The sequence below is a fragment of the Actinoplanes derwentensis genome (assembly GCF_900104725.1).
GTDB classification, from domain to species: domain Bacteria; phylum Actinomycetota; class Actinomycetes; order Mycobacteriales; family Micromonosporaceae; genus Actinoplanes; species Actinoplanes derwentensis.
The window spans coordinates 537,109-550,412 of the sequence record NZ_LT629758.1; the positions used below are offsets into that span (position 1 = coordinate 537,109).

Genomic DNA, 13,304 nt, shown 5'->3' on the forward strand with positions numbered 1-13,304 from the left:
GTCAGCGCAGGTCAGCTCAAGGCCGCGGCCTGCAGGGAGACGCCACCGCACGTGCTGTCGAAAGATGCGGCCGTGATCCACTTGACGGAGATCTTGCCAGTACCTGAAGCACGGTACGAGATGACGTAGGCCGTCGTCTGCATGGCGGGCCCCTCGACTGTCCAGGAATCGGTGATCGTCGCCGAGGAATCCACGTCGGTGGAGAGCCCGACCTCGAGGGTGCCGCGTGCGTTCGTCGCCCCGACGTACAGCCGCAGGGTGTTGCGGCCGGGCCCGGCCGGTGCCGACAGAGTGAATCCGTTGCCCGCGCCGCACGTGCTGATCCCGCTAGTCACGCTGGAAGTGCCGGTCCAGCGGAACCGTTGCGGGCTGGCGGTGTGCCGGTTGCGGGGCGCGCTCGGGGTGCCTTCGAGGATGGTGAAGGCGCCGTCGGGTTTGCGTTCGAGCGAGTAGCGGCCGTCCTCGCCCCAGTGCACCCAGTCGATCGTCCCCTCGGCGGCCAGATCGACGGTGTCGGCGATCGGCACCCGCTCGTAGACGATCGAGTCGATCGGCGCGAGCGACGGTGACGCCGCGACGCTGAGCAGCGGAATCGGCACCTGCTCGGTCGGCGCGACCGGTTCGGCCGGTGCCGCCGCCTTCGGGCCGTCGTCGCCGAGCTGGAACAGCACGGCGCTGAAGACCGCCACGGCCGTCACCCCGGCCACGATCACCACGGCTGGTTCGCGGTACTCCCGCCATCGGAGCAAGGTTCCTCCAGAACGGGTGCGGCGGGCAGGGGCGCTAAACGATCTCATCTGCCGGGCCCGGGGTGAAGAGGGGGAGCCGGGTGGGAACGGACGGTGGATCATCCACCTCGGCGATTCGGGGGAGGTTCTTCGCCGTGTTCCGCCCGATTGCGAGTAGCGTGTCCGGAGTTTCCGACTTGCCGATCCGGGAGTTCGACGATGAGTGACAAGACCATCTCCACCAGCAAGCGGCGTGGCCAGGCGATTGCGGGTGTCCTCAGCGGCGTGCTCGTTTTCGCGGTTCTGGTGGCCGTCTTCTTCGTGGTCCGTGACGAGGATGACGAGCCGGTCCCCACGGCGGCCCCGGCGTCGGTGGCCCCGGCGGGCGAGGCGTCCCTGACCCAGGAACCGCAGATCGCGACCGGCACCGGCACCCTCACCGACCTGGTGATCAAGGAGCTGATCCCGGGCACCGGCGCGGTCGTGAAGACCGGGCAGACCGTCAGCGTCAACTACAAGCTGATCGGTTACACCTCCGGCGACGTGATCGACTCGTCGTGGGCGAACGGCAAGTCCACCCCGACCAGCTTCCCGATCGGGGTCGGCAAGCTGATCCAGGGCTGGGACAAGGGCATCCCCGGCCAGAAGGTCGGCAGCCGGATCCAGCTGGACGTGCCGGCCGCCCTCGCCTACGGCCCGGAACGCGGCGACCTGCGCTTCGTAGTCGACATCCTGTCGGCCGAAGATGCGGGCTAGAGCTCGGTCACGACCACATCGAGCCGGCGTGGTCCACCGGCCGGGGCGTTCTGTTCCTCGACGGTGAACTTCAGGTCGCGCAGGGCGGTGATCAGGTCGTCCACCGAATCCGGCGCGGCCTGCTCGGCGGCCAGCTCGCGTACCAGGCGGCCCTTGGTGGCCTTGTTGAAATGACTGACCACGGACCGTTTCGCCACTCCGCCGACGACCCGTTCGTGCAGCACTCGCAGGGCTGCCGCGTTGCCGCCGGGCACCCACATCGCCGCATAGGCGCCGGATCGCAGGTCCAGGACCGGCGTCTGTGCGGTCACTTCGTCAAGAGCGGGCTTCAAGACCTTCTTCCAGTACGGGGTGAGGCCCCCGATCGGCGCCGGCAGAGTGACACCGACCGCGCATCGGTAGGCCGGAATGTGATCCCCGAGCCGGACCACACCCCACAACCCGGAGAACACCACGGCGGTACGATTCAGCCACTGCTGAGCCCCGGTCTGCAGAGTGTCCGGGCCGAGTGCCTCGTACAACACGCCGGTGTAGATCTGCGAAGCCGGCGCAGCCGGTGCCCCGGCGAGCACCGTGTTGCGGGCCAGTTCCCCCCGCTGACCGTCGCTGAGCCCCAGCACCTTCAGGCTGTCCGCGATCGACCGCTCACTGGTGCGGGAACAGAGCGCGACCAGCCTGTTGAGCACCCGCGTGCGGGCGGCGGCCAGCGCCGGCAGCCACAGCGACGACGGGTCGACGGGGGAGCCGGACACGGCCGGGGTCTTACCTTCGGAGGGCGGGAGCAGGATCAGCACGCGAAAACATTAACCGCCGACTGTCACGCTGGTTTTCACACTCGCCCGGTCGATCTCGGTGGTCCGGATCGTGAAGGTGATCTCGTAGGTGCCGGGTAACGGGAACGACATCGAGCCGAGCGCCTGGTTGCCGGTCGGCAGGCCGGCGATCGGCTGGGCCACCGCCTCCAGCGCGGGATCGGTCAGCCGCGCGGTGACCTGCCACTCCTCGGCCCGCAGCGGACCGCCGTCCGGGGTGTAGAGGAAGGCGTGGATGGTGTTGTACTCGCCCAGTTCGACCGGGTAGATGTTGAACTGGACCGCGTAGAGATCACTGGTCAGCGTCTCGGAGAAGCCCTGACCGGTGATCGGCTTCTCCTTGGTGGCGGCGATCCGGCCCGGGTCCACCTGCACCAGCACCGAACTCAGCGCCAGAATGACCACACTCGCGGCCACCTCGATGCCGACGGCCCGGCGCACCCCGGCCCCGGCCGCCCCGGCGACGACCATCCGGCGAGCGAACGCGGCCGCGCCCAGCACCGCCGCGGTGACGCCCAGTTTCGCGATCAGCAGCTGCCCGTAACCGGTCTCCCACAGCGCGGACACCTTGCCCATCTGCACCACCGCCTGGATCGCCCCGGCGAAGACCAGCCACAGCACCGCGATCGCGGCCCAGCGCGACCAGACCGGCAGGACCACCCCGAGCACCCGCGGATGGGTGCCACGCAGCAGGAAGACCGCGAGGGTGACCAGGCCGCCGATCCACACCGCCATCGCGGCCATGTGCACCACCCCGGCCGTGACGGTGATCCCGGACATCGGGGCGGCCACCGCGTGCCCGGTCAGCGGCCACGTCGCGAGCCCGGCCGCGGACAGGGCGAGTACCGCGTACGGCCGGGTCCTGCTGAATGTGGTCTTCGTCTTCTGATCTGCCGGCACGACCTCCACGGGCGCGCCCGCCCCGACCAGGACGCGGGCCCGGGCAGTACGCGGGGCTCGGCTCAGCATCGGCAGCAGAAGCCCGGCCAGCACGCCCAGAATCGCCAGCCGGCCCACCAGTAGCAACCCGAACTCGCTGGTCACCGTCTCGGTCAGCTCCTGCGCCGATACCTGCCACAGCGGGGCCCCGGAACCCTGCTGGGGGTAACTGGCGATCGCTCCCAGGGTGGCGAACGCGGTGAGCGCCAGCCCCACCCGCACCGTCTTCAGCGCGCCCGACCGGGACCGGCGGCGCGGCCACAGGAACGCCAGGAACATCGCGGGACCGGCGATCAGGGTGATCCCGGCGTACCCGATGGTCTTGAAGACCGGCACGGCGACCTCGACCGACGGGTGGGTTCCGATCGTCTCCGACGGGGCCTCCGGGCGTTCCGACGGCGCCCCGACCGAGAACGAGATCGCGCCGCCGACCGGGTGACTGTCGGCGGAGATGACCCGGAAACTGATCAGGTAGGTGCCGAGCGGCTTGTCCGCCTGCCGGACCGGGATGCGCATCGTGGTGCCCTCGACGACGGCTTTGCCGGAGATCCGGTCCCCGTTCGGTGCGATCACCTGCACCCGGCCCTCGACCGGGGTGACCGGCTCGCTGAAGGTCACCGTCACCTCGGCCGGTGAGGCGCCGATCACGCTGCCCGGCGCCGGGGTGGCGCCGACCGGTGCGGCGTGCGCCGAGGCGGGCGAGGCGGGCAGGGTGAGCGAGGCGAGAAGGACGAACAGGAACAGCATTACCCGGGTCACAGAAGGTAGTTCGGATCGGCGCCGGGAATGGTTCAAGGTGAGCACCTGGTTACGATCCGACTCAGCTCCCGACCTCTTCCCGGAGGAGACCCTCATGTCCGTCCACGCCCGCGCGGGCCATCCCGCCGAACCGGCCGATCTGATCGACGTACCCAAGGTCATCTCGCGTTACTACACCGAGCACCCGGACCCTGCGCAAGTGGGGCAGGGGGTCGCGTTCGGCACCTCCGGGCACCGCGGCTCCAGCCTGCGCACCGCCTTCAACGAGGACCACATCGCCGCGACCAGCCAGGCGATCGTCGAATATCGCCGTGCGCAGGGGACCACCGGGCCGCTGTTCCTGGGGCGTGACACGCACGCTCTCAGTGAGCCGGCTTTGATCACCGCTCTTGAGGTGTTCGCCGCCAACGATGTCGTGGCTCTGGTCGATTCGCGCGACGGGTACACCCCTACGCCCGCGGTGTCGCACGCCATCTTGCGCTACAACCTGCTCAATGGTGACAAAGCGGATGGGGTGGTGGTCACTCCGTCGCACAATCCGCCCGATGACGGTGGGTTCAAGTACAACCCGCCGAACGGTGGGCCCGCCGACACCGACGCCACTCGCTGGATCCAGGACCGGGCGAACGCCCTGATCGCCGGAGGGCTCAAGGAAGTGCGCCGGTCCGCCCGGCCGGAAAACCCCGAAAAATACGACTACCTGGGTACGTACGTCGACGACCTGCCGAACGTGATCGACATCGACGCGATCCGTGCCGCGCAGGTGCGGATCGGCGCCGACCCGCTCGGCGGTGCCAGTGTCGCCTACTGGGGTGAGATCGCCGACCGCCACCGGCTCGACCTGACCGTGGTCAACCCGCACGTCGACCCGACGTTCGGATTCATGACCCTGGACTGGGACGGCAAGATCAGGATGGACTGTTCGTCGCCGTACGCGATGGCGTCCTTGATCGCCCAGAAGGACCGTTTCCAGATCGCCACCGGCAACGACGCCGACGCCGACCGGCACGGCATCGTCACCCCCGACGGCGGCCTGATGAACCCCAACCACTACCTGGCCGTCGCCATCGGCTACCTCTACCGGACCCGCGACGGCTGGCCGTCCGCCGCCGGTATCGGCAAGACCCTGGTGTCGTCGTCGATGATCGACCGGGTCGCCGCCGACCTGGGCCGCCGCCTCGACGAGGTGCCGGTCGGCTTCAAATGGTTCGTGCCCGGCCTGATCGACGGCTCGATCGGCTTCGGCGGCGAGGAGAGCGCCGGGGCGTCGTTCCTGCGCCGCGACGGCAAACCGTGGAGCACCGACAAGGACGGCCTGATCCTCGACCTGCTCGCCGCCGAGATCATCGCCACCACCGGGAAGACCCCGAGCGAGCACTACCGGGAGCTGACCGCCCGGTTCGGTGAGCCGGCGTACGCCCGGATCGACGCCCCCGCCACCCGCGAGGAGAAGGCGATCCTCGGCAAGCTGTCGCCGTCGCAGGTGACCGCGTCGTCCCTCGCCGGCGAGCCGATCACCGCGGTCCTGACCAGCGCACCCGGCAACGGCGCGGCGATCGGCGGTCTCAAGGTGGTGACCGGGTCCGGCTGGTTCGCGGCCCGGCCGTCCGGTACCGAGGACGTCTACAAGATCTACGCCGAGTCGTTCCAGGGCCCCGAGCACCTGGCCCGTATCCAGCAGGAAGCCCGCGCGGTCATTTCGGCCGCCCTGGCCGGCTGATCTTTCGTCTCAGCTCGACGGCTCCTGCGCCGACTGTCAGTCTGCAAGCAGAACGCAACCGGACAGGAGCCGTACGAAAATCATGACCGCACCCGTACGCCCCGCAGTGTTCGCCGCCGTGGCGAACCTCGGCGTGCTGGTGTGGCTGCTCGTACGCGGCGACGACGTCTTCTACGGCTACCTCGGCGGCCCGATCGCCCTGACCGCGGGCGTGTACGCGTGCCACCGGATCGCCCGCGCAGCCGGCCTGAGCCGGCCGGCGCAGCGGTTCTGGCGCCGCCTCGAATACGCCGGGGTCCTGCTGCTGATCACCGCGTGCGTCGCCGTGGTCCGGGCCAACAACGACGCCGGTATGTCCCTCTGGACGGCCGTGCCGCTGATGTCCGGCGTCCTGATGCTGATGGTGGCGTTCCTCGGCCTTCCCGGCCCCAGCCGGACCGGCTCCGCCTGGGTGCGCGCCACCCTCGACGGCCTGACCGTCGCCGTCGCCGCCGGGCTCGTCTTCTGGTACGGCGTCCTCGACCTCGCACCCCGCGACACCTCCCTGACCGCCCGGATCGTGGCCGCGGTCGTCGGTGTCGGCGGGGTCCTGCTGCTCGTGGTGATCGGCAAGTCCGCGGCCCAGCCGGACAGTGCCGTCGCCCCGGCCGCCCTGCGGGTTCTCACCCTCGGCCCGATCACCTGCGTCGCCGGCACCTTCCTGCAGATCGCCGGATCGGTGGACGCCCGGATGGCGGTGTCGGTGCTGTGCCTGCCCCTCACCGGCGGGGCCCTCGCCCTCGGCGCCCACCTCCAGCAGCGTGCCCTCGACCGGCCCGGCGGTGCGGCCCCGGCTTCCGGGCGCTCGCTGTTCAACCTGCTGCCGCTGCTCGCCGTCACCGCCATGGCCGCCCTGGTGATCAGCGTGAGCGCCCACGACCTCACCCACCGGCAGCGGATCATCATCGTCGGCGCGGTTCTGATCGCCGGATTCGTCGCCACCCGCCAGCTGCTCAGCCTGCGGGAGAACACCGTCGCCCTGCGCGGCATCCGCGCTCAGCAGGCCGAACTCGAACGTCTCGCGCTCAGCGACAACCTGACCGGCCTGCCCAACCGGGTCCGGTTCACCGTCGCGCTCACCGAACGCCTCGACGCGGGCGAGCCGGCCGCCGCCCTGATCATCGACATCGACGACTTCAAAATGATCAACGACACGCTCGGCCCGGCCGCCGGAGACCAGCTGCTGTACGCGGTGTCGCAGCGCCTGCGCAACCAGTGCTCGCCCGGCGAGATGCCGGCCCGGCTCGGTGGCGACGAGTTCGCCGTTCTGCTGCCCGCCGTGGACGGCGCCGCCGACCGGGTGCTGCAGGCCTTCGCCGAACCCTTCACGATCGCCGAACAGCAACTCCTGCTGCACGCCAGCGCCGGTGTCGCGCTCGCCGAGGACTGCGAGACCGCCGACGAGGTGCTGCGCAACGCCGACATCGCGATGTACGCGGCCAAGGAGAGCGGAAAAGCCTCCTGGGTACGATTCGAGCCGCGGATGCGCCAGGACATGGCCGCGCACGCCCGGCTCGCCGGGGAACTGCGCAACGGCATCGCCGGCGGCGAGCTGCGACTGCTGTACCAGCCGATCTTCGACCTGGTCACCGGCCGGATCCACGGCTGCGAGGCGCTGGTCCGCTGGCAGCACCCGGTGCGCGGGTTCGTGTCACCGGGCGAGTTCATCCCGTGCGCCGAACGCTCCGGGCTGATCGTGCCGCTCGGCTCGTGGGTGCTCCGGGAGGCGTGCGAGCAGCTCGCGCGGTGGCGCATCGAACGGGGGGCCGCCGCGGTCGAGGCGGTCAACGTCAACGTGGCCGTCCGGCAGTTGCGGGAGCCCGGCTTCGTCGACGAGGTCGCCGCCGTCCTCAGCGACACCGGGCTCACCCCGTACGATCTGATCATCGAGGTCACCGAGTCGTCGGTGGTCGACGGCTGGCAGGTGACGGAGACCCTGCAAGCACTTCACGACATGGGCGTACGCCTGGCCCTGGACGACTTCGGCACCGGCCAGTCGTCACTCAGCCTGCTCCGCGCCTTCCCGGTGAACTCCCTCAAACTCGACAAGTCGTTCGTCGACGGCATCGCCGACGGCGCCGACCGGGGCCGGCTCGCGGTCGCCGCCGCGGTCGCCCTGCTCGCCGAGCATCTCCAGCTCAAAGCCGTCGCTGAAGGCATCGAGCACCAGGAACAACTGGAGCGGCTGCGGGACATGGGGTACCGCTACGGACAGGGCTTCCTGATGGCCCGGCCGCTGCCCGCCGCCGACTGCGGCGCGCTGATGGCGGACGCCCCGGTACACGTCGCGTAGCCGAGGCCGGCAGCAGGGTCGACCTGAGCGGAACAGCCGCCACCGGCTGCGAGGCTGACCTGACCGAACGGCGCCACGGTTCCCGCGATCCGGCAACCCGGTTGCATCCGTATCCGTCACCGGCCGGCTACCGGTGCCGGTGATCGTACTGGGGTGGATGTCGAACTGGGCCGGCGGCGCCGGCGCCTTACCGGCCTGATCGCCGGGCTTCTGGCCGCCGTGCTCCTGCCGACCGCCGGCTATGCCGCGCTGACCGGGGAACCCGACACCAGGACCGGCCCGACTCGCACGGCGGTGCCGCAGGCCGCGGCGGACGCCGACGGGGAGTTGATCGCCGCCGTCGGCGACATCGCCTGCGCGCCCACCAACCTGGTGTACCGGGGTGGCGAGGGCAGCCCGGCCGGGTGCCGCGAACGCAAGGTCGCCGACCTGCTCGCCGGGCAGCGCCTGGCAGCTTTCCTGCCTTTGGGCGACCTGCAGTACGAGAAGGGCCGAGCCGAGGAGTTCGCCAACGTGTACGACCAGTTCTTCGGCCCGTACAAGGCGATCAGCCGGCCGGTTCCGGGTAACCACGAGTACCAGACCAGCGAGGCCGCAGGATACTACGGCTACTTCGGGAAGTCGGCTGAGCAGGAGAACACGTATGGCGTTCCCGGCGCCTACAGCTACGAGATCGGCAGCTGGCACATGATCGCGATCAACTCCAACCTCTGCAGCCCGCAGAGCCGCTGCGACAAGGGCAGCAAGATGATGACGTGGCTGACCGCCGACATGGCCGCCCACCCGAACCGGTGCACGCTCGCCTACTGGCACCACCCGCTCTGGTCGGCCGGTCATCACGGCGACTACGCGCCGATGACCCCGGTGTGGAACGCCCTGCTCGACGGCGGTGTCGACGTCGTCCTGGTCAGCCACGACCACAACTACCAGCGGTTCGTGCCGCTCGGCAGGGCCACCGCGAACAGCGTCTCGGCGATGGCGCCGCCGGTGATCGTCCCGGAGGACAAGGGTATCCGCCAGTTCATCGTCGGTACCGGTGGCGCCAACAACTACGACGTCGCCGACGAAACCGAACGCCCCGACCTGGCCGGCCGGATCGCGGCCAGGTACGCCGACACCACCGTCGCGCTGTTCGGCATGCTCTTCGTGCGGCTTGCCGAGGGCGGCTACTCATGGGAGTTCGTCCAGGCCCAGCCGGCTCCGGTCGCTTTTCACGACGCGGGTACCGGGACATGTCACTGATCCGGTGCGGGTACCGGAGGTCAGCCGGGTACCTGCTGGTCCTGATCCTGGTCGCTGTCTTCGGGGTGACCGCGCAGGCGCTGGCAGCCATCGCCCGAATCGCGCCGCCGACCGGATTCACGGCGGTCGCCGGCGACGGGCGGGTCACCCTCTCCTGGACCCGGGCGGCCGGTTCGACCGGCGTCGACATCATCCGCAACGGGGCGGTATTCGCCGAGCAGGTGCCCGGTAGACGGTGGACCACCGAGGTGGTCCGCAACGGCGCGACCTACAAGTACGCACTGCGCAGCGTCAACGCGAAAGGCAGTCGCTCGGCCAAGAGCGCGACCCGGACGGTCACCCCGCAGGCGCCGCCGCCGGCCCTCAACGGCGTCGCCGTCCGCAACCAGAACCGGCAGGTCACGCTGACCTGGAAGCCGCCCAACAACACCATCGCCGCGACCGTTCAGGCCCGGGTCGACGGCGTCCCGGCACGCACCGCCAAGGCCTCCGCGGGGGTGCTCACCATCGGTAACCTGGTCAACGGCAAAACGTACCTGATCACCCTCGGAGCGCTGAACCGGAACGGCACCGCAGGCAAGATGGTCCAGGTCACCGTCATCCCCACCGAGGAGGACCAGCGGTCCCCGTTCGGTCTCACGGTGACGGCCGGTGCCGGCCGGGTGGACCTGAGCTGGCAGCCGGTCGCCGGTGCCCAGCGCTACCAGGTGTATCGCAACGGCACGATGATCTCGACGATCGCCGCGCCCGGCCGGACCGCGGCCGACACCGGCCTGACCAACAACGTCACCTACCGCTACCATGCGCGGGTCGTGGTCTCCGGCCAGTTGTCCGGCCCGTCACCGACCAAGGTAGCCACCCCGCTGGCGATCCCGGCCGCACCGGACCCGGTCACCGCCCAGCCCCGTGACGGAGCGGTCCTGCTGAGCTGGCCCGAGCCGGTGGACCCGGTCGCGATGTACGAGGTGTACCGCAACAACACCAAGGTCGCCGAAGTGCCCGGCACCAGTCTCAACCACATCGACTCGATACTGGTCAACAAGAAGGCGTACCGGTACCAGCTGCTGCCGTACAACGCGAACAAAGCAGCCGGGCCGCGAAGCGCCGTCGTCACCGCCGTGCCCGGTCCCGCGCCCGGTGCCCCAGCCGCGCCCTCCGCCACCGCCGGTGACAGCAAGATCACCCTCTCCTGGCCGGCCGGCGACACCGGCCGCTGGTTGCTGCTGCGAGACGGCACCACCCTCGGCGGCGTCCTCACCGCCCCTGGGTTCGTAGACACCTCCGCGGTCAACGACATCACCTACCGGTACGCGCTGCTGGTCGTCGGCGCCGACCAGCAGTGGTCCCTCCCGTCCCCGGCCGTCACCGCCACGCCACGGGCGATCCCACCGAACCCGCCGACCGGGCTGCAGGCCGTCGCCGGTAACACCGAGGTGACCCTGACCTGGGACATGCCACTGTCGGCGGCGGCACGGTATCGGGTGTACCGCGACGGCACCCGGGTCGCCGAAGTGGCAGCCTCCCCGGCCCACGACGGCGCCCTCGACAACGACACCACCTACGAATACTGGGTGACCGCCCTGGACGCGCGGGGTGTCGAGTCGGCGTCGTCGGCCCGGGTGCCGGTCCGGCCGACCCCACCGGCCGAAGACGCGCCCACCGTAACCGTGGCCGGTCAGCACGAGGCGGCACAGCTGACCTTCACCGCTCCGCAAGGCCGAACAGTGGCCCAGTGGCGGGTGCTGCGCGACGGTGTGGAAATCACCCGGACCACCCAGCCGACGGACACCGACCGGCAGCTCACGGATGGCCGACCTTACCGGTACCAGGTGCAGAGCGTGTACGACGACGGCAGTGTCTCGCCGCTGTCCACGGTCGCGGTGGCTGTGCCCCGCGCGCCCTGGCAGTCGGTCTCCGTCGGCACCGCGTTCGCCTGTGCCGTCCACGTCACCGGCACCGTCCGCTGCTGGGGTGCCAACGACAGCCGCCAGCTCGGCGACCTGTCCACCGTCGGCTCGGCCGCCGCGCCGGTCGTGGTGACCGGCCCGTCCGGTGTCACCCAGGTGGCGGCCGGCTCCCGGCAGGCCTGCGCAGTCGCCCATCCGGGTGTCCTGTGGTGCTGGGGCGGGGTGCTCGGCAAACCCGACCAGATCACCCGGCCGGTCGTGGTGGCCGGACTGTCCGGGGTCACCGCCGTGGACTCCGACGGCGGCACCACCTGCGCCGTCGCCGGTGGCACGGTCTGGTGCCTCGGCGACGGCAGCCGCGGCCAACTCGGCGGCCCCGCGTCCAGCACCGACCCGGTGAAGATCAGCCTGCCGGACACCGCCACCGCTGTCACCGTCGGAGGCGGGCACGCATGCGCGCTGCTCGCTGATGCGACGATCGTCTGCTGGGGCGCCGACGAACACGGGCAGCGATCCGGCACGCCGTCCGCCGCCCGCACCCCCGCCCGGGTCGCGGGTCTGACCGGCGTGTCAGCGGTCTCCGCCGGAACCGACCACACCTGCGTGCAGACCGGTATCACGGTGTCCTGCTTCGGCGCTGACGACGTCGGCCAACTCGGCCGCACCGCCACCGCGTCCGGTCGGCCCGCACCGGTGATCGTGCCGGCCGCCAACGCGGTCAGCGCCGGCAACCGCTACACCTGCGTCACGCTGCTCTCCGGGCAGGCCCGCTGCTTCGGTGCCGGCCGCGCCGGGCAGCTCGGCGACGGCGCGGGCCTGAACTGGGCTGTCCCGATGACCGTCCTCAACCTTGACACCGCCACCAGCGTCGCCACCGCCGGCGGAACCGGCGCCACCACGTGTGCACTCACCCGCGACGGATCGCTCTGGTGCTTCGGCGCCAATGGCTCCGGGCAGCTCGGCGCCGGCGCCGACAGCCGCTCGTCGCGGCCCAGCGAACCGATCGCCGGACTCGTCGGCACCACCCGCATCGCGCTGGGCACCGACGCCGGGTGCGTCATCCGGGACAGCGCTGTCTGGTGCTGGGGTGACAACCGGTGGGGCGCCGCCGGGGGCGTGGCCGGCGTGCCTGCCCCGCATCCCATCCGGATCCTGCTGCCCGACGGGGTCAAACCGCGCACCGTCGTGGTCGGCACCGGCACCAGCTGCGTGCTCTCCGAAGCCGCCGAGGCCTACTGCTGGGGAGCCAATGGCTCCGGCCAGGCCGGGCAGCCGGCCGCACCGACCGTCGCCCCCGCTCTGGTACCGATCAAGGGGGCCAGCGAGATCGCCGTCGGCGACCAGGTGACCTGTGTGCGGCGGGCCAACGGCAGCCTGTGGTGCTTCGGCCGCGCCGACCTGCTCGGCGCCGGTCTGACCGAGAAGACCCCCAACCCCGGACCGGTGCAGGTGGTCGACGGCACCGGCCGGCCTCTGACCCGGATCTCCCAGGTCGCGGTCGGGCCCGGGCACGTCTGCGCCACCGAGCGGTACATCGAGACCGCGCCCGCGTCCGGCGGGATGTGGTGTTTCGGGACCAACAGCGACGGACAACTCGGCACGGCGGGCGGCACCGCACCGGTCGCCCGGCGGGTCCCCGGCCTGTCCGGCGTGATCGCGGTCGGCGCCGGCCGCGCCCACACGTGCGCGGTGGCACTGCTCCCGGCGCGGGCACTATGGTGTTTCGGTGCCAACGAATCCGGTCAGCTCGGCCTCGGCGACCTGAAAGGCCGCACCATGCCCACCCTGGTCGTCGGTGTGAAAGCCTCGCGGCTCGCCGTGGCCGGCGACCTGACCTGTGTGAAGAGCCCGAACCCACAGGGCTGGTGCTTCGGCGCCGGCGCTGATGGACAGACCGGCAACGGCCTGTTGCGCGCGGGCGAGCCGCTGGCGCAGGTGCTCTACGACCGCGACGGGATACTGTTGGTGGCCCAGCTGGCCACCAACGGGACGACCAGTTGTGCGGCCCGCGTCGACGGGGCGGTGACCTGCTGGGGTGCCCGGACCCTCACGTCGTTCGGGGAGGGGCCGGTGCTCAGCTACCCCGACGAACACGTGGTCGACTGATCG

Annotated in this window: 8 protein-coding genes; 5 read left to right on the plus strand and 3 right to left on the minus strand. The window is 70.9% G+C overall.

Annotated elements, in window-relative coordinates; translation table 11 throughout:
• Nucleotides 1-11: 11 nt before the first annotated feature.
• Complete coding sequence (locus tag BLU81_RS02265; protein WP_231954045.1) at nt 12-749, minus strand: hypothetical protein; 738 nt, start codon at nt 747-749, stop codon at nt 12-14.
• Nucleotides 750-947: 198 nt separating this feature from the next.
• Here BLU81_RS02265 and BLU81_RS02270 point away from each other — a divergent pair, with 198 nt between their 5' ends.
• Nucleotides 948-1,484, plus strand: coding sequence for an FKBP-type peptidyl-prolyl cis-trans isomerase (locus BLU81_RS02270; RefSeq protein WP_092541150.1), 537 nt, complete (start codon nt 948-950; stop codon nt 1,482-1,484).
• Here BLU81_RS02270 and BLU81_RS02275 read toward each other — a convergent pair.
• The gene (locus tag BLU81_RS02275; protein ID WP_092541152.1) at nt 1,481-2,278 is read right to left on the minus strand and encodes a YaaA family protein; all 798 of its coding nucleotides are present in this window, start codon (nt 2,276-2,278) and stop codon (nt 1,481-1,483) included. The genes BLU81_RS02270 and BLU81_RS02275 overlap by 4 nt on opposite strands.
• A 9-nt stretch (nt 2,279-2,287) precedes the next feature.
• Complete coding sequence (locus BLU81_RS02280; protein WP_231954047.1) at nt 2,288-3,994, minus strand: copper resistance CopC/CopD family protein; 1,707 nt, start codon at nt 3,992-3,994, stop codon at nt 2,288-2,290.
• A gap of 94 nt (nt 3,995-4,088) precedes the next feature.
• Here BLU81_RS02280 and pgm point away from each other — a divergent pair, with 94 nt between their 5' ends.
• The 4 genes from pgm to BLU81_RS02300 all read left to right on the plus strand — a co-directional run bounded on the left by pgm (nt 4,089) and on the right by BLU81_RS02300 (nt 13,301).
• On the plus strand, nt 4,089-5,714 hold the full coding sequence (pgm, locus tag BLU81_RS02285) for a phosphoglucomutase (alpha-D-glucose-1,6-bisphosphate-dependent) (protein WP_092541156.1): 1,626 nt from the start codon (nt 4,089-4,091) through the stop codon (nt 5,712-5,714).
• 82 nt (nt 5,715-5,796) lie between these two features.
• A complete protein-coding gene (locus BLU81_RS02290; protein ID WP_092541158.1) occupies nt 5,797-8,046 on the plus strand; it encodes a putative bifunctional diguanylate cyclase/phosphodiesterase in 2,250 nt (749 codons plus the stop codon).
• Nucleotides 8,047-8,199: 153 nt separating this feature from the next.
• Nucleotides 8,200-9,288, plus strand: a complete 1,089-nt coding sequence (locus tag BLU81_RS02295; protein ID WP_157751111.1) for a metallophosphoesterase family protein — start codon at nt 8,200-8,202, stop codon at nt 9,286-9,288.
• Nucleotides 9,279-13,301: a hypothetical protein gene (locus tag BLU81_RS02300; protein WP_157751113.1), complete on the plus strand. Its 4,023-nt coding sequence runs from the start codon at nt 9,279-9,281 to the stop codon at nt 13,299-13,301. The genes BLU81_RS02295 and BLU81_RS02300 overlap by 10 nt, the downstream gene beginning before the upstream one ends.
• The last annotated feature ends 3 nt before the right edge of the window (nt 13,302-13,304 follow it).